The organism is Escherichia sp. HH26CH, from assembly GCF_009820205.1.
GTDB classification, from domain to species: Bacteria; Pseudomonadota; Gammaproteobacteria; order Enterobacterales; family Enterobacteriaceae; genus Escherichia; species Escherichia coli_F.
Window position 1 is genome coordinate 34,712 of sequence record NZ_VNXM01000029.1, and the last position, 25,020, is coordinate 59,731.

General features: G+C 43.1%; 19 protein-coding genes and 1 pseudogene. 11 read left to right on the top strand and 9 right to left on the bottom strand.

Annotated features, from left to right (window positions below):
* The first annotated feature begins 4 nt into the window (after window positions 1-4).
* The 8 genes and pseudogenes from FQ015_RS10290 (at window position 5) to FQ015_RS10325 (ending at window position 8,832) form a co-directional block, all read left to right on the top strand.
* Window positions 5-1,078: a fimbrial protein gene (locus FQ015_RS10290; RefSeq protein ID WP_039020329.1), complete on the top strand. Its 1,074-nt coding sequence runs from the start codon at window positions 5-7 to the stop codon at window positions 1,076-1,078.
* A gap of 247 nt (window positions 1,079-1,325) precedes the next feature.
* Window positions 1,326-2,366: a phosphate ABC transporter substrate-binding protein PstS gene (gene pstS, locus FQ015_RS10295; protein WP_000867152.1), complete on the top strand. Its 1,041-nt coding sequence runs from the start codon at window positions 1,326-1,328 to the stop codon at window positions 2,364-2,366.
* A gap of 85 nt (window positions 2,367-2,451) precedes the next feature.
* Window positions 2,452-3,411: a phosphate ABC transporter permease PstC gene (gene pstC, locus FQ015_RS10300; RefSeq protein WP_000741620.1), complete on the top strand. Its 960-nt coding sequence runs from the start codon at window positions 2,452-2,454 to the stop codon at window positions 3,409-3,411.
* On the top strand, window positions 3,411-4,301 hold the full coding sequence (gene pstA, locus FQ015_RS10305; protein WP_160524014.1) for a phosphate ABC transporter permease PstA: 891 nt from the start codon (window positions 3,411-3,413) through the stop codon (window positions 4,299-4,301). The genes pstC and pstA overlap by 1 nt, the downstream gene beginning before the upstream one ends.
* A 91-nt stretch (window positions 4,302-4,392) precedes the next feature.
* On the top strand, window positions 4,393-5,166 hold the full coding sequence (gene pstB, locus FQ015_RS10310; RefSeq protein WP_000063126.1) for a phosphate ABC transporter ATP-binding protein PstB: 774 nt from the start codon (window positions 4,393-4,395) through the stop codon (window positions 5,164-5,166).
* A 14-nt stretch (window positions 5,167-5,180) separates the two neighbouring features.
* A complete protein-coding gene (phoU, locus tag FQ015_RS10315; RefSeq protein WP_000377789.1) occupies window positions 5,181-5,906 on the top strand; it encodes a phosphate signaling complex protein PhoU in 726 nt (241 codons plus the stop codon).
* A gap of 427 nt (window positions 5,907-6,333) precedes the next feature.
* Window positions 6,334-6,481, top strand: a pseudogene (locus FQ015_RS10320) (hypothetical protein).
* The gene (locus FQ015_RS10325) at window positions 6,448-8,832 is read left to right on the top strand and encodes a type III effector protein (RefSeq protein WP_148936329.1); all 2,385 of its coding nucleotides are present in this window, start codon (window positions 6,448-6,450) and stop codon (window positions 8,830-8,832) included. Before FQ015_RS10320 ends, FQ015_RS10325 begins: the two are co-directional and overlap by 34 nt.
* Before the next feature lie 469 nt (window positions 8,833-9,301).
* Here FQ015_RS10325 and FQ015_RS10330 read toward each other — a convergent pair whose 3' ends face one another.
* On the bottom strand, window positions 9,302-10,489 hold the full coding sequence (locus FQ015_RS10330) for a pentapeptide repeat-containing protein (RefSeq protein ID WP_039020327.1): 1,188 nt from the start codon (window positions 10,487-10,489) through the stop codon (window positions 9,302-9,304).
* 297 nt (window positions 10,490-10,786) lie between these two features.
* Here FQ015_RS10330 and FQ015_RS10335 point away from each other — a divergent pair, with 297 nt between their 5' ends.
* On the top strand, window positions 10,787-13,189 hold the full coding sequence (locus FQ015_RS10335; RefSeq protein ID WP_039020326.1) for a hypothetical protein: 2,403 nt from the start codon (window positions 10,787-10,789) through the stop codon (window positions 13,187-13,189).
* Window positions 13,190-13,325: 136 nt separating this feature from the next.
* Here FQ015_RS10335 and yieH read toward each other — a convergent pair whose 3' ends face one another.
* Window positions 13,326-13,991 carry a 6-phosphogluconate phosphatase gene (gene yieH, locus FQ015_RS10340; RefSeq protein WP_039020325.1) on the bottom strand — a complete coding sequence of 222 codons (666 nt, stop codon included), beginning with the start codon at window positions 13,989-13,991 and terminating at the stop codon, window positions 13,326-13,328.
* 167 nt (window positions 13,992-14,158) lie between these two features.
* Here yieH and adeP point away from each other — a divergent pair, with 167 nt between their 5' ends.
* On the top strand, window positions 14,159-15,496 hold the full coding sequence (gene adeP / locus FQ015_RS10345) for an adenine permease AdeP (protein WP_032304110.1): 1,338 nt from the start codon (window positions 14,159-14,161) through the stop codon (window positions 15,494-15,496).
* A gap of 55 nt (window positions 15,497-15,551) precedes the next feature.
* Here adeP and yieF read toward each other — a convergent pair whose 3' ends face one another.
* The 7 genes from yieF to tnaC all read right to left on the bottom strand — a co-directional run bounded on the left by yieF (window position 15,552) and on the right by tnaC (window position 22,337).
* Entirely contained in the window at window positions 15,552-16,118 is a 567-nt protein-coding gene (gene yieF, locus FQ015_RS10350; RefSeq protein WP_039020324.1) for a class I chromate reductase YieF, read from the bottom strand.
* Between the two features lie 21 nt (window positions 16,119-16,139).
* Window positions 16,140-16,889, bottom strand: a complete 750-nt coding sequence (locus FQ015_RS10355) for a 4'-phosphopantetheinyl transferase family protein (RefSeq protein WP_039020323.1) — start codon at window positions 16,887-16,889, stop codon at window positions 16,140-16,142.
* Between the two features lie 156 nt (window positions 16,890-17,045).
* The gene (gene yidZ / locus FQ015_RS10360) at window positions 17,046-18,005 is read right to left on the bottom strand and encodes an HTH-type transcriptional regulator YidZ (protein ID WP_039020322.1); all 960 of its coding nucleotides are present in this window, start codon (window positions 18,003-18,005) and stop codon (window positions 17,046-17,048) included.
* The gene (gene mdtL, locus FQ015_RS10365) at window positions 17,980-19,155 is read right to left on the bottom strand and encodes a multidrug efflux MFS transporter MdtL (protein WP_000086006.1); all 1,176 of its coding nucleotides are present in this window, start codon (window positions 19,153-19,155) and stop codon (window positions 17,980-17,982) included. The genes yidZ and mdtL overlap by 26 nt, the downstream gene beginning before the upstream one ends.
* A gap of 132 nt (window positions 19,156-19,287) precedes the next feature.
* Entirely contained in the window at window positions 19,288-20,535 is a 1,248-nt protein-coding gene (gene tnaB, locus FQ015_RS10370; RefSeq protein ID WP_000131914.1) for a low affinity tryptophan permease TnaB, read from the bottom strand.
* 91 nt (window positions 20,536-20,626) lie between these two features.
* Complete coding sequence (gene tnaA / locus FQ015_RS10375; protein WP_001365206.1) at window positions 20,627-22,042, bottom strand: tryptophanase; 1,416 nt, start codon at window positions 22,040-22,042, stop codon at window positions 20,627-20,629.
* Window positions 22,043-22,262: 220 nt separating this feature from the next.
* Entirely contained in the window at window positions 22,263-22,337 is a 75-nt protein-coding gene (gene tnaC, locus FQ015_RS10380; protein ID WP_001364348.1) for a tryptophanase leader peptide, read from the bottom strand.
* Window positions 22,338-22,737: 400 nt separating this feature from the next.
* On the opposite strand from tnaC, the gene FQ015_RS10385 reads away from it, so the two are divergent.
* Complete coding sequence (locus FQ015_RS10385) at window positions 22,738-24,909, top strand: ShET2/EspL2 family type III secretion system effector toxin (protein ID WP_160524015.1); 2,172 nt, start codon at window positions 22,738-22,740, stop codon at window positions 24,907-24,909.
* Window positions 24,910-25,020 lie beyond the last annotated feature (111 nt).

The following is a 25,020-nucleotide window of genomic DNA, read 5'->3' on the forward strand; positions in this document are numbered from 1 at the left end:
TTTTATGAAAAATAATATTCTGGTGTGGTGTTTTTCTATTGTTGCCATTTTTTACACGAGTACGACGCTTGCGGCTCCTAAAGGTATCTGTACTCCTGATAATGGCGTTTTTCATAGTACACTGGATTTTACAGGGACCGTTATCAGCGCAGGTCAGAATAAAGCGGGGACCATATTTAATAAAATAGTCACTAATGGTCAGTCTTATCCGGGACGCTGTTACTGTGATACAGGAACGGTCGGTGAGTTTCCCTACATTTACTATACAGCAAGAATGAATGAAGCCTTAAGTTATGCTGGGGCTCATTCTAATTTAAATTACTATAATCTTAACCCTCATCTTGATACCGGCATAGCAATCGATCTTTTGGGTGTGGGGTTTGTTAATGCACCATTCGAGTATCATGCTAATAATCCCGGTGGGAACACAAAGTATAATTGCGGTCGAAAGGAGGCATTAAACATTTCCAGTGGCGCTAAGGCTCAGATTTATTTTTATATCAAAAAGCCATTTGCAGGAAAGTTAATGATTCCCGAAATACTTATCGCAAAGTTGTATGGAACGATCAGTCGTGATACACCGGTTGATTATTCTAAACCGATGGCTGAGGTTTATATTCGTGGAGACATTACTGCACCACAAAGTTGTGAAATCAATAGTTTACAGCCTATTAATTTTGATTTTAGTACTATTCCAGCCTCAGATTTTTCATCTGTTGTCGGGAGTGCTGTGTCAGCGAGTAAGATCACCAGAACTGTCACCATTGAGTGTGTAAATTTGGGAATACTGAATAAGGATGAGATCACGACCTCTTTTTACGCTACTGAATCCAGTAGCGACAATTCAATGGTTGTAACATCAAACCCGAATGTAGGGATAAAAATCTACGATAAAAATAACAGGGAAATCAACGTGAACGGTGGCGAATTGTCAACTGATATGGGAGCAACAAGCGTTTATGGTGATAAAGCTGGCAGCGTGACTTTTTCTGCTGCTCCTGCGAGCCTCACTGGTGCACGACCCGCGCCTGGAACATTTACTGCTACGGCAACAATCACACTCGAAATTGTTCGCTAATCAAACTGACAACGGTGCTCCTCGCACCGTTGTCATCAGACACCTCTTTCTAACCTATTTGCACATGACATGACAAAAAGATGACATGAGTTTTCTTTTTGTCTGGTTATAAAAATCAATAAATTACGCATAAATCTCGTTGTGTCATAAAACTGTCATATTCCATACATATAACTGTCACCTGTTTGTCCTATTTTGCTTCTCGTAGCCAACAAACAATGCTTTATGAATCCTCCCAGGAGACATTATGAAAGTTATGCGTACCACCGTCGCAACTGTTGTCGCCGCGACCTTATCGATGAGCGCTTTCTCTGTGTTTGCAGAAGCAAGCCTGACAGGTGCAGGTGCAACCTTCCCTGCGCCGGTGTATGCCAAATGGGCTGACACTTACCAGAAAGAAACCGGTAATAAAGTTAACTACCAGGGTATCGGTTCTTCCGGCGGCGTAAAACAGATTATCGCCAACACCGTTGATTTCGGTGCTTCTGACGCGCCGCTGTCTGACGAAAAACTGGCTCAGGAAGGTCTGTTCCAGTTCCCGACCGTAATTGGCGGCGTGGTGCTGGCGGTTAACATTCCGGGGCTAAAATCTGGCGAACTGGTGCTGGATGGTAAAACCCTCGGCGACATCTACCTGGGCAAAATCAAAAAGTGGGATGATGAAGCCATCGCCAAACTGAATCCGGGTCTGAAACTGCCTTCACAGAACATTGCTGTAGTGCGCCGTGCAGATGGCTCCGGGACATCCTTCGTCTTCACCAGCTACCTGGCGAAAGTGAACGAAGAATGGAAAAACAACGTTGGTACTGGCTCTACCGTAAAATGGCCAATCGGTCTGGGCGGTAAAGGTAACGACGGTATCGCCGCGTTCGTTCAGCGTCTGCCGGGTGCAATTGGTTACGTTGAATATGCTTACGCTAAGCAGAACAACCTGGCGTACACCAAACTGATCTCCGCTGATGGTAAACCGGTTAGTCCGACCGAAGAAAACTTCGCTAATGCAGCAAAAGGCGCAGACTGGAGCAAAACATTCGCTCAGGATCTGACCAACCAGAAAGGCGAAGATGCATGGCCTATCACTTCTACCACCTTCATTCTGGTCCACAAAGATCAGAAGAAACCTGAGCAGGGTGTAGAAGTGCTGAAGTTCTTCGACTGGGCGTACAAAACAGGGGCTAAACAGGCTAACGACCTGGATTACGCCAGCCTGCCGGATAGCGTAGTTGAACAAGTTCGCGCTGCGTGGAAGACCAATATTAAAGACAGTAGCGGCAAGCCACTGTACTAATAAAACACCATGCCGGATAAGGCATTAACGGCTTATCCGGCATTACAAAATGACTTTGTAAACGCGTTTAACTGAAGAGTAACTTATGGCTGCAACCAAGCCTGCTTTTAACCCACCGGGTAAAAAGGGCGACATAATTTTCAGCGTGCTGGTAAAACTGGCGGCGCTGATTGTGCTATTGATGTTGGGTGGCATTATTGTCTCTCTGATCATCTCCTCCTGGCCGAGCATTCAGAAATTTGGTCTGGCTTTCCTGTGGACCAAAGAGTGGGATGCGCCGAACGATATCTACGGGGCGCTGGTGCCGATCTACGGTACGTTGGTGACCTCGTTTATCGCGCTGCTGATCGCCGTCCCGGTGAGTTTCGGTATCGCCCTGTTCCTGACCGAGCTTGCGCCTGGCTGGCTGAAGCGCCCGCTGGGTATCGCCATTGAGTTGCTGGCAGCCATTCCAAGTATCGTGTACGGCATGTGGGGCCTGTTTATCTTCGCGCCACTGTTCGCCGTTTACTTCCAGGAGCCGGTCGGCAATATCATGTCTAATATCCCGATTGTTGGCGCGCTGTTCTCCGGCCCGGCCTTTGGTATCGGTATCCTTGCGGCAGGCGTGATCCTCGCCATCATGATTATTCCGTACATTGCAGCGGTAATGCGCGATGTATTCGAACAAACCCCGGTGATGATGAAAGAGTCAGCCTACGGTATCGGCTGCACCACCTGGGAAGTTATCTGGCGTATCGTTCTTCCGTTCACCAAAAATGGGGTTATCGGCGGCATCATGCTGGGTCTGGGGCGCGCGCTCGGTGAAACCATGGCGGTGACCTTTATCATCGGTAACACCTACCAGCTCGACAGCGCCTCGCTGTACATGCCGGGCAACAGTATCACCTCTGCGCTGGCGAACGAATTTGCGGAAGCGGAATCCGGTCTGCACGTTGCCGCACTGATGGAACTGGGCCTGATCCTGTTTGTGATTACCTTCATCGTCCTCGCCGCATCGAAGTTTATGATTATGCGCCTGGCTAAGAATGAGGGGGCACGCTAATGGCTATGGTTGAAATGCAAACCACTGCGGCGCTGGCAGAATCCCGCCGCAAAATGCAGGCGCGTCGCCGCCTCAAGAACCGTATTGCACTGACGCTCTCAATGGCGACGATGGCCTTCGGCCTGTTCTGGCTGATCTGGATTTTAATGTCCACCATCACCCGCGGTATCGACGGTATGTCGCTGGCGCTGTTCACTGAAATGACGCCGCCGCCAAATACGGAAGGCGGTGGTCTGGCGAACTCCCTGGCAGGTAGCGGCTTGTTAATTTTGTGGGCTACGGTATTCGGTACGCCGCTGGGCATTATGGCGGGGATTTATCTGGCGGAATATGGCCGTAAGTCCTGGCTGGCAGAAGTGATTCGCTTCATTAACGACATTCTGCTCTCCGCGCCGTCGATTGTGGTTGGTCTGTTTGTTTACACCATCGTGGTGGCGCAAATGGAGCACTTCTCTGGTTGGGCTGGTGTAATTGCGCTGGCGCTGTTGCAGGTGCCGATTGTTATCCGCACCACCGAGAACATGCTGAAACTGGTGCCGGACAGCCTGCGTGAAGCGGCTTATGCGCTGGGTACGCCGAAGTGGAAGATGATCTCCGCGATTACGCTGAAAGCGTCGGTGTCCGGGATTATGACCGGTATCCTGCTGGCGATTGCCCGTATTGCCGGTGAAACCGCGCCGCTGCTGTTTACCGCGCTCTCCAACCAGTTCTGGAGCACGGACATGATGCAGCCGATCGCCAACCTGCCGGTAACGATCTTTAAGTTTGCGATGAGCCCATTTGCAGAATGGCAGCAACTGGCCTGGGCCGGGGTGTTGATTATTACCCTGTGCGTCCTGCTGCTGAACATTCTGGCGCGCGTTGTTTTTGCGAAGAATAAACACGGTTAACACTTTGCCGGATGCGGTGTGAAACGCCTTATCCGGCCTACGGTAAGCCTGATTAGCGAAGTGCATCAGGCACGATGAGGAAAAGATTGCAATGAGTATGGTTGAAACTGCCCCGAGTAAAATTCAGGTTCGTAATTTGAACTTCTACTACGGCAAATTCCATGCCCTGAAAAACATCAACCTGGATATCGCCAAAAACCAGGTTACGGCGTTTATCGGGCCGTCTGGCTGCGGTAAATCGACGCTGCTGCGTACTTTCAACAAAATGTTTGAACTGTATCCGGAGCAGCGTGCGGAAGGTGAGATTTTGCTCGATGGCGACAACATCCTGACTAACACTCAGGATATCGCCCTGCTGCGTGCGAAAGTGGGCATGGTGTTCCAGAAACCGACGCCGTTCCCGATGTCCATTTACGACAACATCGCCTTTGGCGTGCGTCTGTTTGAGAAGCTCTCCCGTGCCGACATGGACGAGCGCGTGCAGTGGGCATTGACCAAAGCCGCATTGTGGAACGAAACCAAAGATAAATTGCACCAGAGCGGTTACTCTCTCTCTGGTGGTCAGCAACAGCGTCTGTGCATTGCGCGTGGTATCGCCATTCGCCCGGAAGTGCTGCTACTCGACGAACCGTGTTCGGCGCTCGACCCTATCTCTACCGGGCGTATTGAAGAGCTGATCACCGAACTGAAGCAGGATTACACCGTAGTGATCGTCACCCACAACATGCAGCAGGCAGCGCGTTGTTCCGACCACACGGCGTTTATGTACCTGGGCGAATTGATTGAGTTCAGCAACACGGACGATCTGTTCACCAAACCAGCGAAGAAACAAACAGAAGACTACATCACCGGTCGTTACGGTTGATTCAGGAGTGCGTTATGGACAGTCTCAATCTTAATAAACATATTTCCGGCCAGTTCAATGCCGAACTGGAAAGCATCCGCACGCAGGTGATGACCATGGGCGGCATGGTGGAGCAGCAGCTTTCTGATGCGATCACCGCGATGCATAACCAGGACAGCGATCTGGCGAAGCGGGTGATCGAAGGCGACAAGAACGTCAACATGATGGAAGTGGCGATCGATGAAGCCTGCGTGCGCATTATCGCCAAACGTCAGCCGACGGCGAGCGACCTGCGTCTGGTGATGGTGATCAGCAAAACCATTGCCGAGCTGGAGCGTATTGGTGACGTGGCGGATAAAATCTGCCGTACTGCGCTGGAGAAATTCTCCCAGCAGCATCAGCCGTTGCTGGTAAGCCTGGAATCACTGGGGCGTCACACTATCCAGATGCTGCATGACGTGCTGGACGCGTTCGCGCGGATGGATATTGACGAAGCGGTGCGAATTTATCGGGAAGATAAAAAAGTCGATCAGGAGTACGAAGGTATTGTTCGTCAACTGATGACCTACATGATGGAAGATTCGCGCACCATTCCGAGCGTCCTTACCGCGCTGTTCTGTGCACGTTCTATCGAACGTATCGGCGACCGCTGCCAGAATATTTGTGAATACATCTTCTACTACGTGAAAGGTCAGGATTTCCGTCACGTAGGCGGTGATGAGCTGGATAAACTGCTGGCCGGAAAAGACCCGAAAGAGTAACGCTAACTGTAGGTCAGATAAGGCTTTTACGCCGCATCTGGCAATCAGCCCGGTCATACATAGTTACCGGGCTGATAAACTTTCTCCTTGAAATATTGCCACACAAACTCACCTCGAAACTCTCCCCAGTGCAATGCAAATATATTATTTCATTTGAATTATTTTACTTTTAATGTAGTGCCCCGTTATAAAATTTTTTTTGTTATTCCTTTCATTTATATCGTTACCCGCACAGAAAATGGAAAAGAAAACAAAAAAACCAGGGTAAAAGCCCTATATCGGAACATAAAAAATGAGCGATTTTTTACAGTATTCATAGGTGGTTTAGTCATAATCGTATCAAAACAACACCAAAGTGTTCTTTTTTATACAAAACGGTTATGTATTGTGAGCGGGCGAATAAATATTGTGTTCAGGAGAAATGATTATGGCTATATCATCATATAGTACAGTTACAGATAAATTTGCTACTCTGACTAAAATGCCAGATGAAAATCTGAATGAAAAAAATAGAACGCAAAAATATTCAGGAAAAATTGGTTTGTCTCTTGATGATGTGGGTAAGTATTCAGTAACTCATAAAGATATAACAAATATTTTAGCTGGTGATAGTCAATCTTTTCTTAAACGAAGTCTTTGGGAGTTTATACTCGATCTTTTTCCCATGTCTCATATTAAGGAGGCTAAACAAGCCATTGTAGATTTTGTGACGAAAACTGATGATAAAGTTGAGATGTTTAATAGAGTTAAATCTCTCGCCGATCAAGATCAACAATGGCGCTTTAATACGACTACAGAATTTACTGTAGATGAAAATAAAGACATTATTGTTAGTAGAGTATTTAATATAAATATTAATGCGCAAGATTATCATAATGATGCTGAAAAAAACACAATGCGTTCTTTATTTTCTGAAGAACTCAGCTTGGATATTTATAAGCATGATATTCATTTTGATCAGAAGGCTTTTCAATCAGGGATGCTGAAAATACAGTTCCCAAATGATAATGAAAAGCTTAGCGTATATTTAAAAAATAAAATCCCCTTTGAAAATATCACAATCGATTTATCTGCGCTGGAAAAAGAAGCCCTGGCATCTCTAAAATATTGTAACTTTAAAAAAGTGACATTCACTGGTGCTATATCTTACGAAAATCTTAATGGTTCAGTATTTGGAAATTGTTTTTTTGAGGACTGTATTTTTGAGAATGTGTCACTTGTTAGCTCCAGGTATCGAGTAAAACCAAATAATGAAATACCTATTTACGGCGTGTTTAAAGAGTGTTTTCTGTATCGATGTGAAATAAAAAATTTTAACATAGATACATCAAAAATATACTCTGTAAATCAAGATCCCAATGTGGGTAAGCCAGTTGGTGCATATCTGTTTATGCAGTCATTTGTAGATGAGTGTACTCTTCAGGATGGAGTGTGTAAAAATGCAAGTGTTATTGCAAGCAGTTTGTTATGTTGTAAAATAGCAAAGCTTAATGGTGCTGAAATGGATTTCATAGGGACTTCGTTTTATCACAAATATAAATGTGAATTAAAATATGATAATCATTTTTATAATTGTGATTTTAGCTCCTCTGATATGACATACAAGCGAAATGGAATTCGCAAAGATTTACTGGATTTTGATCCCAGAGAGTATTTCAAAAAGGATGGAGGTAAACTTAATCTGGATAAACACATTTCAAACCTTATCTACGTTAATCTTTTCCCTAATATGAGTGGCGGTCGTTATATAAATGATAAATACGTTGCTGATGATATAGATAAATATTTAAAACTTAGTAATTGCAATTTACTTAAAACTTGTTTGGGCGAGTCAATCAATGGAATTAAATTGGATGATTGTGCTATTGATCATTTAACCACTTGGTTAAGTGGTAATCTTGCTGCGAACACCCAGATTAGAATTCCTGTTTATATGGACATGAAAGGAGCTATAGCTGAAAATGGCATTTCAGATTTCATGAAAAATTTAATGGAAATTAATTCATGGGTAGAAGAATTTAATAATTATGGCAAGGATGCGGAAAGTCATTACCAAAAGGAACTATTATATTTACAATCTTTGTTGGTCAAGCTGGGGCGCTTCAATCTTGATGATGAAGGAAAAAAATATCAACTTAATGGTGAAGCTATCCAGTATATTATATTAAAAGTTTTGTACAATATAGAAAAAGATATAGCCAATGAAATAGATATTGATAAAGTGAATTTCATGCATAAGCTCTATACTGGATTCTTTTGGCAAAGACCTTACGATCAACGTAACTATTTAAAAATAAATCGTTCTGCTATTTCAAACAGCAAAACATTTCACTTCCACTTTGATTTTAATGATTTGCGAAATATTTACAAAGAATATAATAAAAATCATAAAGATGATAGTTTTGATAAAATGCAAAAGATTTTTTTAGCATTGAATGAATTTAAGGAAAGAACGAAAATAAATTATAGGGATTATAGAAAAGTATCAAAATATGTAGATGATAAAGTCGATTTATTCTCTGGCATTGAGCAATACTTACGGTGGGTAATTGAGAAAAATAATGACTATAATAAGGAAAATTATGGCGATATAAAAGACAAATATGCCAAACTTATTGTCGAAAGAAATGATTTAGTCGATACTAAGGATCAATTGATTAAAGAGGATTTTTACTTAAATAATAAAGACAATAAAGATAAAAAAGATGCGGAAAGAATTAATGAGATTAAGGGGATAATAAAGGTGATAGATGGAAAAATACCAAATATAAGTAAAGAGATTCTACATCTTAAGGATGAAACAGAGAGATTGGAGAAAGAGTATCAACAAGAAAATACACTTAATGATGTAGTTCAAAATATCAGGAGTTGGCTAAAAGAAAATGAAAATATGGTGAAAGCTATTAAGAAAATTGATACTGAATAACATGGCGAATAAATAAACGGATCAAGTCGTTCCTGTGACAATGAGGTTATACGAAAAGACGCTTACTCATCAGAAATTTGGTATGCTTTAATTAAACCAGTGTCGCTGATGTGTAAGCGTTGACGTTGGGAGGCGATTAAATGGTTATACCACTCCTACGCCTTTTCCAGACGGCGTATAAGAGTGCAACATGTTGAGTTTTCCGAGCGAATGGTGCATTTTACTAACCGAGCCATTTGAAACAACCAACGCAATAAAAAAGACTGGAATAATAAGCCTGTATTTATTATTCATCGCAATCGCACTCTACGGTTTTATCCTGCAGAAATGAGACTACTTCCAGCGGTTGTGGATTATCCCTGGGCGATAGTCATAGTCTGGTGTCAGGATTCACAAATGACCTGTTACCTGACATGGATATAAACACAACATAGAGTGCGGTAGTTAATCTGAATCATCTATTTTTCGGCTACACAGCACAAAACAACATTATTGATTCTTTATAAGAGAGAATCTCTCCATTATTTTTATATAAATCATTATTAAGAAAATCCAGAAGCTCTTGCCTTACACTATAAATATTGACTTTTTGGTCAACCAACGACAGTAATATATCCTTGATACCTTTTAATTTCATATTTCTATCAGATATTGTATTAAAAGTGAAGATGATATTACGTTTATTACAACTGGAGAACCAATATTTTAGAGTATTATTCGTCCACTTTGTTGGTGTCTTAATTAGTTGCGCTGTTGTTGTTTTTACATTGTTAAATGTAGAACCGCTAAAATTTGTCCCGACGCACGAAATGAAATTCATCTCTGAATTGTCAAAATTGCAATTCTTTATCTCACACATATCAAGGTTAACATCATGAAATGTCGAATATTTCATGTTTGCATGTGAAAATAAACATGCAATAAACGTTATATATTGCAACCTGGCATTACAAAAAGATTTATTTTTAAAATCAAAACAAAAGGTTTTTTTTATTTTGAAATTATTATTATATCTGCAATGTAAAGAAATCATGTTTTTTATTAACTGATAACACCATTGTGATGATTCTGGTAATTCATAGGGATGTAAATGGATGTTTTCATCGAATATAACCTGTGAGTTATGGTTGTTTATTGAAGATATATGGAAGCTATCATTTGTTAAAGCTATGGTTGTGCTAAAATTATGGTGGTGATCAGCGCTCATGAAATCAAATGTAACAATGTCGTTGTTTTCTTTCTTTTCTTTGTGATATGCGTTTAAAAAAGAAATATTTTCGATCTGTTCATCAGTTAATGTCAATGGCATTTCGTCATCAAAGAAAGCGTAATCGGCATTTGGGACTGGAATATTTTCAATTGAGCATAGTTTTAATAAAAAAATATGAAAACAATGGAACTTATTTTTGTCAATAAGAGAACTTAATCTCTGTTGTATCTTCTGTAGTTGTCCTTTGGGAAGTAAATGCTGTAAATTTGAAAAAGAGCCATCTAAAACATATTTGTATGTAAAAAGGTCCTCTCTCTGACCAGTTATCAAAAAATCGTCAGGTATTTTAGAAAAACGATTGATATGACATAAATATTCCATTTGCTCCATGTCTATATACTTATGGGGAACTGCGTGGTTTGGTGGTGTGCCAATAAGATTATCCATAAATCACCTTGATAAAATTTAATAAAATCTCTTTATTCTAACATTGACAATATAACCAGCTATAAAAAATCGCTCATTTTCGGATATTGCGGTTTACCTGAGGGATGGTTCGTTATGCATAAAAATTGGGAATCCAGGGTAAACACCCTGGATTAAATCGAGGGAAATGAGCTATTTTTTACAGTATTCACTGGTAATATAAGTAACACTTGTTGCTAACCTGGCTAGCGGTAGTGTTAATTAACAATCTAGATGTCGTTATTTTTAAACACCCCAATATTGCACATCGGAGGATTTATGGTTGCTAAATTAAGATCAGATGTTCTTATAAATACTAATCCCTTTTCAGAAGTGAAAAATGAGAAGCATAAGCATAACGGATATTCTGACAAGGTTACTTTAGATATTAATAATAAGAAATACGATGTAAATTTTAAGGATATTGAAAATATTCTGGATGGTAATGGGGCATTATTTAAAAAACGTACACTGTGGGAGTTTATTCTCGATCTTTTTCCCGGATCAAATATTAAACAAGTTAAAGCCTTTATTTACGAATTTGTGACAAAAAATGATAATAAAGCGGAGATGTTCAAGAATATTAAATCTCTGGCCAAAACAGAAGAACAATGGCGATTTAGTACTACTACAGATTTTACCACAAATGAAAATAATGAAGTGGTTGTGTGTAGATCTTTTAATCTCTACACGGGGGAGACTGTAAATGAGGCCGATAAGCATCAAGTTTTTTCTGAAAGATTCACTCTTGATAACTATCTTGATGATTTACATTTTGATAATTCTCCCATGAAGAGATTAAAGTTTTCTGATAATGCTGTAAAACTTACGACGCTGATTAAAAATAAAATTCCTATTTTTGATACAACTATCAATTTAACTTCGTTGCCTAAAGATGTATTAAATTCATTAAAATATTGTAGTTTTAAAAATGTAACTTTTTCAGGAAATATAGAAACTCCGACCCTTGAAGGCCCAGTTTTTGAAAATTGTTATTTCGAAGATTGTAAGTTCAACAACATACATTTTTATGATCCTAATGAAAAAACTGCAGAGTCAGGAAATGAAAAATCAATAATAGGTATGTTTAAAGGTTGTTTTATTTCTAAATGCGAAATAAAACAATATAGTTGTGAGACGTCTCAAGTCTACACCGTTAAACAACCCGTCAATATCCAAGAAAAATTAGGGGCTTATCTCTTTATGCAGTCTTTTGTTCAAGACTGTACAATTCAGGGAGGTAGTTGTCCTGGATCGAGTATACTTCTGAGTCATTTTTATAACTGTGATATCACAGGACTTGAAGCTCCTGGAATGAAATTTTTGGCAAACTCATTCAACAAGTCTAATAATAATTACATCAGGGGGAGGGATCATGGGATAGTATTTAATAATTGTACTTTGAACCATATTAAAATAAACAGTGGTCTTGGTGAAGCTGGTTCAGGTAAATATATGTTTAACCCCGTTGAGTATTTTTCTGATCGCATTGAAAGAAGATCGAGAACTCTTAAGTTAGATGATAATTTTATTAAATGTGCAGACAATATTAATAAAGGTATTAACTCTTCATATAGCAATGAAAATACAGAGAATAATAACATTTTCTTTAAAAATAGTCGTTTGCACGGGGCGGATCTGGGCTATTGTTACAGAGAGGACAGACTCGAAGGCTGTGCTATCGATTCTGCTACAATTTATTCACAAGGTAGTCTTACCGATAAAAAATACATTTATATGAATATAGATGGAGCTATAAGTAAAGAACAAATACCTAATTTCATAAATCAGGCAGATGCTCTATATAAAGACATAGGGGAACTTGAAAAATCCTTGCCAAATACTCGGCTAATATATGAAAAAGCATTTGCAGAATTACAGTCGTTTTTAGCCGCACTCTATAATGAAAATGGATCGTTTAAAGAGGAATTTTCTTTTGATATTGAAAAAGCTAATTTTTTTATCTTCAAAGATATGCATGGTAGGGCACAACATATCATTAACAATATGATGGGACGTGACAGAATTAACTTTGTTGAATCTGTCATAAAAGAAAAAACTTCGCAGTCAAATGCACAAGAAGATCTTAAATATTCAGAAGAATTTATCCGAAAAGAAAGGCAAGAGTCTCATAACCAATTTGATAGAAATTTAAATTTCAAATTTAAAGATCTTGTCCACCTATTTGACGATGTTGATATAGACAAAATAGAGCTAAAAAAACAACTAGAAAAAATAAAATCTTTTAAAGAACTTTACGACTCAGCACTCAATAATTTTGCTTTCGATTTTCAAAATTTAGCAGGTATATTTAAAATTAACAAGGAAAGTTTAACCAAATATTATCAGGAAGTAAAAGAGTCCAATGAAGGTTACGAGGACATATTGCAAAAAATTAACGAATTAACAAAAGAACATAATAAAATTGTGAAAGAGAAAGCACAACTAGTTAGTGAAAACAAAGATAATTTGACGCGTAATGATATACAAAGAAAATTAAATAACTTTAAGATTGATATTGATAAAATAGATGATGAAATACGAACTTACCAGGATATTGTTCAAAATTATAGTCGGGAGAAAAAATATAAAAAGTATAAAAAACTCAGTGAAATAATCTTGAATATTATTACATGGTTCGATAAATATCCCGATATTGTGAAAAATATAACCCAGGCTTAGCTAAGCAGAGAGTGATTGACTGGACGAATAACGACATAAATTTTTGAAAGGGAAACATACGCTTACTCATCAGACACTTGGTAGTCTTTATCTCAAACCAGCGTGACTGATGTGTAAGGGTTAAAGTTCGGAGCAATTAACGCGCTATATCCCAGCCGCGTGCCTTCCAGAGCGCAGGCAGCTGCCCCAGCTCGGTAAAGGTGGTGACTTTAGGGTGAACGATTGGTTTATTGTGCGGGTCAGCGCAGAAGTAAAACACTTCCATTCCGGCATCGATTCCTGATTGCGCACCGGCGCTGGAGTCATCGACCAGAATGCAGTTTTCAACGTTCACATTCATCGCTTTTGCCGCATGGAACATTAATGCCGGGTCAGGCTTCCAACGCTGAATGTCGTAACCACTGAACAGTTTTTCCGGGAAGTAGTGCAGCATATTGAGCTTACCAAGCGAATGCTGCATTTTGCTCACCGGGCCATTAGAAACCACGCACATCGGCACGTTAACGCTCGCCAGCAATTCGTTCGCTCCCGTGATGACCTCTAGTTCGCTATCAAACAGGCGGGTGACTTCTGCGCGGTAAACGTGCTCTGCATCGGCCTGGACCATCGTCACGCCCTGCTCTTTACTGATGATATCGATGATTTCATAGAGTTTTACGCCTTTAAAACGGGTAAAAATCTCTTCCAGGTCAACATGAATGCCAAATTCCCTGAACATCGTGACATAGGCGCGAGAGCAAATGACCTCGCTATCGACCAGCGTACCGTCGCAGTCGAAAAATACCGCTTCTATCTGGGACATGTCTTTCCTTTATCGTTAGTTTAACGTTTTCGTCATGCAAATTTGCACAACGCAATCGTTGCCGTATAAGCAAATACAATGAAAAAAAGTTATCTTCAGCCGTCCATATTGTCTCATTTTGGTATACGATAGCGACGGATTTTCCCTCCTTAGTTCGGAAATAGATAATGAGTCAACAACACACAACCCAGGCTTCTGGTCAGGGGATGCTGGAACGCGTGTTTAAACTGCGCGAACATGGAACGACGGCTCGGACCGAAGTGATCGCCGGTTTTACCACCTTCCTGACGATGGTTTACATCGTTTTTGTTAACCCGCAAATTCTTGGCGTTGCTGGCATGGACACCAGCGCCGTCTTCGTCACCACTTGTCTGATTGCTGCATTTGGCAGCATTCTGATGGGACTGTTTGCTAATCTGCCAGTTGCACTGGCACCAGCAATGGGCCTGAACGCATTCTTCGCTTTTGTGGTTGTACAGGCGATGGGCTTGCCGTGGCAGGTCGGGATGGGCGCAATCTTCTGGGGCGCGATTGGTCTATTGTTACTGACAGTTTTCCGCATTCGCTACTGGATGATTGCTAACATTCCGGTAAGTCTGCGTGTGGGCATCACCAGCGGTATCGGCCTGTTCATTGGCATGATGGGGCTGAAAAACGCGGGCGTGATTGTCGCGAATCCCGAAACGCTGGTGAGCATCGGTAACCTGACTTCTCACAGCGTGCTGCTGGGTATCCTCGGCTTCTTCATCATCGCTATTCTGGCCTCGCGCAATATTCACGCGGCGGTGCTGGTTTCTATTGTGGTGACGACGCTGCTGGGCTGGATGCTGGGTGATGTGCACTACAACGGCATCGTGTCTGCGCCACCGAGCGTAATGACAGTAGTGGGTCATGTCGATTTAGCCGGTTCGTTTAACCTCGGTTTGGCAGGGGTGATTTTCTCTTTCATGCTGGTCAACCTGTTTGACTCCTCCGGTACGCTGATTGGCGTGACCGATAAAGCAGGTCTGGCGGATGAGAAAGGTAAATTCCCGCGCATGAAGCAGGCGCTGTATGTCGACAGTATCTCTTCCGTGACCGGTTCGTTTATCGGTACTTCTTCTGTTACGGCGTATATTGAGTCCTCTTCCGGCGTTTCTGTTGGCGGTCGTACCGGTCTGACGGCAGTGGTTGTTGGTCTGCTGTTCCTGCTGGTTATCTTCCTGTCGCCGCTGGCGGGAATGGTGCCGGGATATGCCGCAGCTGGCGCGCTGATTTACGTTGGCGTGTTGATGACCTCAAGTCTTGCTCGCGTGAACTGGCAGGATCTTACCGAATCCGTTCCAGCGTTTATTACCGCCGTGATGATGCCGTTCAGCTTCTCGATTACCGAAGGTATCGCACTGGGCTTTATCTCCTACTGCGTGATGAAAATCGGTACCGGACGTCTGCGTGATCTAAGCCCGTGCGTAATCATCGTTGCGCTGCTGTTTATCCTGAAGATTGTATTTATCGACGCTCACTAAAACCGATAGTTCGTTAAAAAAACCCGCCACGCGCTACCGCAGGCGGGTTTTTTATTTAGCGTTTTACCCTTTGAATAAACTCGCTAAATGCGGTCAATTGTCCGGTCAGGTGATCCAGCGTTCCCTGATCAATCACTTCTCCGGTTTGCGGATCAACCTTGTTCTGAATCACGCCGCCCATAAATTCCGGCCTGTTCATCACCATTGCATCGAGAAAAACCAGAATCTGGCGCAGGTGATACTGACAGCGCGCGCCGCCAATCACACCCATTGAGCTGGTCTGAATCAACACCGGTTTACCGGCCAGCGGTTGATCCGGCAGGCGGGAAAGCCAGTCGATGGCATTTTTCAGCCCGCCCGGTACCGAGTAGTTATATTCCGGCGTGACGATCACCACACCGTCAGCCTGACGGATCTGCTCCGCCATAGCTTCTACCGTTGCGGGAAAACCTTCTTCCTGCTGTACATCAGCGTCATACAGGGGAATGTCGGCAATGGAAGGTAATGCATTGATTTCCATGCTAGCAGGAGCAATTTTCGGCAGGGTACGTGCAACCATGCCATTAAATGAGCCTTTGCGCAGGCTTCCCAGTAACGTAACCACCTTCAATTTTTCAGACATGATGACTCCTGTGGTTGTCTATCAATTTGGAGAAAAAGACTTCATGGTAGAGAGTTGGGCAAAACGCATCATCCTGCTGGTAGGATTGTTGGCGCGGCTGTGAATATCCGGCAGGCTTTTCCAGCCGCGTTTGCCATCTAACTCCCAGACACTGAGCTTTTCAATTGTGGGCGTGACCGCCACGGACCACACCAGCACGTCCTCCGCGTCGCATAACGCTTCAACATGATTTACATGAGCACATTTCAGGCGTCCGGCAATGGGCAGCAGTTGCAGATCGCGCGGATCGTCATTCAAAACATCACCGGTTAGTTTTAGCACGCTTCGGCGCAGCGTGATGAGTTGCGCTCGCGCTTCGTTATGATCGTTTTGTTTACTGATCCATAGTGATTCGTTGCTGGAAAAGGTGTGGTTATCGGGCGCGTGTGGGCTATGAAACCCGCGCGTCGCACGCTGCAGTTCCATATCGAGGCCACATTCACCTTCGGTTGTTAGCGCCACGCCAACCATATTCCCGGCATAGGAAATAGAAAACGAGGGCAAATTTTTATCACTGAAAACCGGTTTTCCTTTCGGCAGGGTGACGATTTCCGGTAATTCGCCGATGCCATACAGCATGAACATCAGTTCTGCGAGTAAACCTCTGGACGCCAGGAAACGGCTTTGACGATGAGGGGGAATATTTCGGGCTTCTTGATGACACTGGGAGGAGAGACGAACAGAAATCAGATGTCCTTCCGTTAAAATCCCTCGGGCAAAGTGAGTCGCCATTTTTCGCTCCATGCTTAATGGTCCATTATGAATACAAGAGTAATCATTTACTGGAATGATGGACAGACTAAAGCGGCTAAAAGTTCGATTCAGATAAGTTTATTACAACTTTTTTACATTTTATTGTGAAATAGGGTCGCGTTTCATACGATTCGGTTATGCCATCGACGCGTAAAGATTTTTAATGGTTTCCCGTAACCAGACGATTTTCGGATTATGGCTGTTCCGTTTATGCCACAGTAGGGTAAAAGGGACTTCCAACTTTTTTTGCTGGCTTTCGTCAAACGGGAGAGGTAGAGCAACCAACGGCAGTTGGTGGAGTTGATTGTAGTACTGACAGTAGCGTGGTGCGGTCGCCAGTAGCAGATTGTCGGGCTGCGCTGCCATAAACAGTGACTGCTCGAATTCCGGCAAACTCATAGCAATCGTGCGTTCGCGCCCCAGCTCCTGTAACACATTGTCCAGCGCCCAGGTATCGCTCTGTTCCCAGCAAATGCTGATATGTGGGTAACGTAAAAAGGTATCCAGATCCCACGCTTCATGCAGTGCTGGATGATCCTGGCGCAACCAGACGCAGGGCACATCACTAAACAGTACTTCATAATCAATGGCTAATGGCAGCGAGCTTAACAGCTCCCGCGAACGGGGATGACTTTCGCGACCGGAAAAACCAATATCCACTTCGCCACGGGTAATCGCATCCAGTGAATCATAATCCCAGTTGCGCAATTTGATGGTCGCCTGCGGGTATCGTTGGTAGATCCGTTTCGATAGCGCATTAAGCATAATCATCATCAGCGGCGATTCCGCCGCCAGTTCAAACTTAAGACCGCGCGGCGTTTCGTGGTGTGGTTTATCCAGCAGCAAATTGCTCATTTGCATCCACTCCGCCAGATTTTGCTCCATGCTGACCATTAGCGGTGTGGGTGACAGGCCCAGCGGTGAGTTCACAAAGAGCGGGTCATCAAACCACATTCTAAGTTTTGCCAGAGACTTACTCACCGCCGAAGGCGTCACGTTCATCCGCTTAGCCGCTTTGGTCACGCTGCGTTCCTGCATCAGCAGTTGCAGGCAGAGCAGTAAATTGAGATCAAGCGTGGTGATGGATTTCTTCATGAGCGGCAACGGGGCGTCCAGGCGCGACGAACATAATCAGCAACAGGCTCACTATGCTACAGGCAATCAGAATCCCGATCAGCATATTCCATGCGCCGATACCAACCACCGCTGCCAGCCAAATCCACAGTGACGAACCGCAAACTTGCGCAATACCTAAGGTCGAGCTGGCTACGCCCGCGCGTAATGAAAACGGCCCTAACGCCTGACTCATCGCTACGCCAAAACCTACCGAGAAACCGGCGCAAATCAGCGTGATACCAAACAGAGAAACCGCATGGGAAGGTGAAACGGCAAGAGTGATACCTGCCGCCAGAAATAACACCTGTGAGGTGATCATCAACGTACGTGGCTTAAAGATCCCCAGTGCAAATGGCGTGGAGAATGAAACGGTCATGCTGACCCCTGCGGTCAACGCCATTATGGTGGCGTATTCTCCGCGCTCAAAACCCATGATTTCCATCAGCAATACCGGCGACGTATTCACGAAGGTGAGGATCACCGAAACGCTGAGGGTGGTGATAACAACACGGCTGAGGAAAAACCGGTTAAGCAGCGACTCGCTATTTTCTCGTGGTTTGTCAGAAGCTGCGGGGGCGGCAGGGCGCGTTTCTTTTAAAATAAACAAAGACAACATCAGTACTGCGATGCCCATCGTTGCCATCGTCCAGAACAGACTCTGCCACGGGAATTTAAGCATAATCAGGTGTCCGAGCACTGGCGCTAACACCGGAATGATGCAGGTAATACCGTTGAGTAACGACAGCACTTTTGCCCGACGTCGATCATCCAGTGTGTCACGTAAAATGGCGAACGCCACCACGTAACAACAGCCTGCGCCTAACCCCTGTAGAAATCGCCCTGCAAGAAATAACGTGCTGGTTTCAGCCAGTGAACAGAACACCGAGGCGATAATAAATAGCGCCGCGCCGGGTATGGCGACAGGCTTTCTCCCTGAACGATCGGCCACTTTACCGGCAAATAACATCGCTGCTGCCATACCTGCCAGATAAACGGAGAACGCAATATGCAACTGCGCTTCGCTGGCATTGAGATCGGCGGCGATGCGCGGTAAACCAACGAGGTACATATCAATCCCGGCGGGATAAAGTAAAACCAGGGCAAAACTACAAATCAAAAAGCGGGACATGGGCTAAAGCGTCCTGATAGTAAGGTGACGCAAAGCATACGTGGTGAAGGAGAATCAGGCGAGTTGCCATTTGGACATAAGTGATTTCCTGACAGGCAAGAAGCCAGCTATTTCGCTGGCTTCTTAAACGGATTAGCCAAATTTAGGTAACACATTAAAGACGTTACCGAACCAGCATAAAATTACGGTTATACCAAAGAGAATGACAATCGCCGGAATAAGATTGCCGCCCCAGACCGTGAACATCTGATTGGGAAATTTCTTGCGAGCTTTGATTGCCAGCACCGCGGGGATAATGACTGCCCAGATGGTGGCGCACAACCCGGCACCGCCGATCCCGTAAATAAAGCCGTTTGGGAAGACGAGATATAACAAAGCAGGTGGCAGGAAGGTTAACAGCACGGTTTTGAAACGCCCGCCGTGGGAGTTATCAATCTTAAACAGATCCGCCAGATAATCGAACAACCCCAGTGTGACACCAAAGAACGAACTGGCGACAGCTAAGTTAGAGAACACCAGCAGGCAAAACTCGATAATGCCGTGCTGTTTGGTGCCGAGGAACGATTTCACCAGCGAATCAACGTTGCCGCCTGAAGAGATAATCGCCTTAAAGCTTTCTCGCGGAATGTTCCCCATCGTGCAATAGAGCCAGAAGAGATAAATCACCAGCGCCAACAGCGAACCGAAAACCACGCTTTTGATTAGCTTATCTTTGCGTTTGCCATAGCAAATAATCAGGCTGGGAATATTGCCGTGGAAACCAAATGACGCCAGACACACCGGCAAAGCCATAAAGATATACGGGAAGTAAGACGTTCCCGCCGTGGTGCTGGTGGCATCGCGCAGAATGGAGTAATCGACCTGGAAGAAGAAAGAACCAAACACGATCACAAAGGAGATAATTTTCAGCCCGAGGAACAACGAGGTAATACGGCTGGCGGCTAACGAGCTTATCCACAATACGCTGGCAACGAAAATGGCTGTGCAGATCCCGACAATACGTGGATTAGCGTGATAACCCAAATTCATTGATATCGTTTCACTAATGATCGCACCATTAGCAGAGATATAGGCATAAGTGAGGATATAGAGAACGAAGGCAACGGTAATACCGCTGATAATGTTCCAGGTGTTACCGATTAAATCTTTGGTGATGGTGTTAAAACTGGAGCCGACGGGATAATTTAAATTTGCTTCTAATAATAATAACCCGGAATGAAGCATTGAAAACCAGGCAATGATAAGGATAAAGGCACCCCAGAAAAACCAGGCACCGGCAAGATCAACAGGTAAAGCAAACATACCTCCACCGATTACTGTACCTGCTATAACCATAACACCCCAAAATGCAGAGTGCTTTTTTTCAGCTTGATCAGTCATGATGCCACCTTTAGAGGAAGGCTATTTTTGTTATTGAAGATGTAGGGAGTTAGAGTGGCTAACATCCTTATAGCCACTCTGAATGTATTAATTAAACTTCTTTCAGTTTTGCGGTGAAGTGACGCAATACTTTTGGCTCATAGGTAAAGGTTAACCCTTTAATATTCGCCGCGTTCTCTTTCACATGTTTGAAGGCTTCAATAATGAAGTCCATATGTGTTTGGGTATAGGTTGCGCGCGGAATGGTTAAACGCAGCAGCTCAGCCGGGCACGGCAACTGTTTACCGGTTTTCGGATCGCGGCCTAACAGGAAAGAACCAATTTCTACCGCACGGATACCGGCAACTTTATACAGTTCGCAGGCCAGCGCCTGTGCCGGGAATTGATCTGCCGGGATATGCGGCAGCAGTTTACCGGCATCAACGAACGCCGCGTGACCGCCCGCCTGTTGGCAGACAACGCCAATCTCTTCCAGACCATCGACCAGATACTGCACCTGCGCGATACGATAAGCCAGCCAGTCCAGATTCATGCCGTCATACAGACCTACCGCCAGACGCTCCATCGCGCCGCCTTCCAGGCCGCCATATGTCGGGAAGCCTTCCTGTACCACGCAAAGGGTTCTGCACTCGGTGTACACATCAAAGAAGCTGTCGTCTTTCACGCATAGCAGGCCGCCCATCGGCACCATTGCATCTTTCTTGGCGGACATGGCCAGCATATCGGCATATTTGTAGGTTTCGCGGGTGATCTGCTCGATAGTCCAGTCTTTGTATTCTGCTTCACGCTGCTTGATGAAATAGGCGTTTTCGGCAAAGCGTGCGGAGTCCATGACCACCGGAATATCGTATTTCTTCGCGATGCTGTACATCGCTTTTAAGTTTGCCAGTGAAACCGGCTGACCACCTGCGGAGTTACTGGTGATGGTTGCAACGATATACGGCACGTTATTCGGGCCAACTTCTTCAATACCGCGTTCTAATCCCTCAAGGTCAAAGTTGCCTTTAAAGTCGTAACGCACGCCAGTATCGAAGGCTTCTTTGATATAGACGTTACGCACGGTACAGCCGTTAATCTGGCTATGGCCCTGAGTGGTATCAAAGAAATAGTTAGAGAACGCCACCATTTTGCTGCGATCCAGGCCCTTTTCCTGCTCGCGTTTTTTAATCAGTACCGGAATATAGATTTGTTCTGCACCACGGCCCTGGTGAGTCGGAATGGTGTATTGATAACCAAAGATATTTTTCACTGACTCGGCTAACGCATAGTAGCTGCGGCTGCCGCTGTAGGCTTCGTCGCCGCGCATCATCGCGGCCTGCATACTCTGCGTCACTGCCCCGGTGCCGCTGTCGGTCAGTAAATCGATAAACACATCTTCACTATCCAGTAGGAACGGGTTCATACCGGATTTAATAATTGCCTCTTCACGGTAAGCGCGAGTCGTACGTTTTACTGGCTCAATAACACGAATGCGGAATGGTTCAGGGAGATGTTTAAAGTTTTCCATTACATAATCCTTCATTTATTTTAATTACAGTGATCCCTGTGAATATGATATTTGCAATATCTATTAATTCGCCAGTTATATATGCCAAGACCATCATTTACTAAAACAAGTAAATAAATGAGAGACAGCCTTTGCAAAAAGCAAAATTAAGATATAGCAAACGAATCGATCACATTGAATCTAATCGGTTTGGCTCTGGTGATGGCTACAGAAGGGCAAATCAAGGGCGGTGATCGACAATCTTGTTGTCAATATTGAACCATTTTGAGGTCACACATATATGTAAGATATTCATAATGCACTTATCCTCGAAAGACACGAGGCTACAGTATAATACTCAAGAAATTTGTCTATGCTGAAATTGTTTAAATGTGAATCGAATCACAATTAGTTATTGGCTGTGTTTGTGGGAGCTGGCGCATACGGAATATTAACATAAATCCGTGGGTGGATAATTTTTTAATTTTTATCATTATTGTTGAAGGTGATGGCATTGATTATAGGGATACCATTACAAGGAGCTTTTTCCCACGTTGACGTGTCGCGGTTTACTCACCTCATTACCAGGTCGATGACCTTATAGGGAAATGACGTAAAAAGACGAATAACTCTATAAATGAGCGAAATTTGATAGTTGATATTTAAATAGTAACCTTATTATTACTACAACTTTCATATGAATGAGGAGAAAGAAAATGGTTGATAACGTAACTGTTAGCAGAGTATGTGTACAATCTTCTTCTTTCATACCTGATTTGGATGGAGGAAAAAATAAAACTCAATTAATCGTTGACGATATAGTGTCGTATCTTAAAAATCCTTCATTTTATTCACTTGAAAAAGCGGGTTCATTAAGTGATTTTGTTAATAATAGCAGTGAGATTGAACCATGGGTTTTTATCGGTGGTGGACTTATTATTATTGTCTCCACATCTGAGCAAGACCCTGAAAGTATGATTGTAACTGTGGGGGATGCTGAAGGAAAGTATGCTACACAGATTTTTGTACCGCCTGCGCTTACAACATCCCTCAAAGATATTTTTATTCGCTCTCATACGAACGCAGATGATGAGAGTTTTACTAAAGAGCAGAAAAAAGCTAATAGTAAATATGATATTGTAGATTATAACTGTAAGGTTTATTTTAATGAAAAACCAGAAGATTTAGTCGTGTGCAGGCATATTTCTCTGCAGTATTGTATAGATTCAATGAATGAAAATACAGGTAAAGTTCCATTGAAGGAATGCTATTCAACTCCAGAAGGGATACAGCAACATTTTCCATACGAGCTTGATCAGCAATTTGATAATCTAATAAACAATCCACCACCAGGTACATGCGTCGTTGCTAGTGACAAGTTCGGGGAGATATTATCTGTCTTCTTTCACAGAATGGAAAAAGAGAAGTTAACGCATATGGCGGCAATCGTTAAATCTCAAAAACACGCTATGGCCGTCCGCTTGAGGATAAAACAAACGCCTGCCGGAGAAACTGAATATGTTGTATCCTTTTATGATCCTAATGCAACCAATACTGCAGTACGCTATAAAGCAAAAAACTGTGATTCTTTTGGGTCATTACAATCATTTATAAATATTGAGTTGGCGAATATAAAATGGGTAAAAACAGAGATTTGCTCCGAGTGTGTAGGCATAATTCCTTATCTCCCTCGAGAGCAGGCCCATTTATTAAGTGGTATAGAAAATGAATTGCAACCACCATTATCACCATCAGCATTATATCTATTAATGCAAATGGGGACGTATGAAAATATTGTTCTTTTTTTCGATAAGTTAAGAAATTCCCAAGAAATGACAGTATCAAAGGTTCTTGAGATTCTTGCTGCTAAAGGACCAGGGGGAACATATGGGTTATATATGTCACTGCAACACGATAATCTTAATAAGATTAATGAATATATAACAAATTTAAAAGAGTTGGCCCGAAAATTTAACTTTAGCCGGGAAGACCTGGAAACTCTACTCCTTGCGAAAGATAACCGTGGTGTGAGCGCGATTTCTGTAGCGTTATCAAAAAATAAAAAAGAAAGTGTCAAGGCATTGTTCTTGGCGATAGATGACTTTGAGAAAGAGTTTGGGGTAAATAAAAATGAAATACTTCTTAATATAGGAAAAAAAATATGCTCAACTTATGATTTAAATAGCGCTATTAAAACCAATAATTATAATGTTGTTAATATATTGCTCGCCAATATAAAAGCCAAAATGTTTAAAAATGAAATAAATAAAGAAGATATATTGAAACTGATGGCAGCAAGAGAAAAATGGACGGGGGAGTCAGACAAATGGACGAAGGCATCAGGCTTATATTCTGCGATAGTGAAAGGGTATACGGAGATTGTTGCCGCCTGGATGGAGACAGCTGATGTGATAGCCAGCCATTATGAAAATGATAAAGATGTGGTGAGCGAACTACTGTCGCTGAGCAGAAATAATGCCGTCTGCTCTTTGCATATTGCAAGCTTTAAGAAAATGAGTAAACAGGTCATTGACGTATATCTGAATGCGGCGATTCGCCTGGCGTTGCAACACGGATTCACTTTCGATGAAATTGTGGAGCAGTTTACCCGTGACTTTGATGGCAAGCCATTCTCTCATGTGGTAAATAACGGGGATGATATACATATGGGACTCTGGCTGAAAATATTCAAAATTGTGGTTGGTGAAAATGAAAATTACCTTAAAGATGTGATGATGCAGCTGGAAGAAAAGAATAATGAAGGTAAATCTGTAATAAGTCAGGCAAATGGCAATCCTGTACTTAAAGAACTATTCTGGAAAGCAGTAGACGAATTTAACTTTCCGCAAGAGGAGCTTAATAGGTTAAAGCAATATCGTTCTCTGTAAAGACAGGACTGCAAGGTGTTTAAAGTCGCTCCAGCCAGTAGCAAATGCAGTTTTGGTGCAGGATGCTCATAAAAAACAAGCGCTGTTCCGTTCTGATAGTTAGTTTCCCCA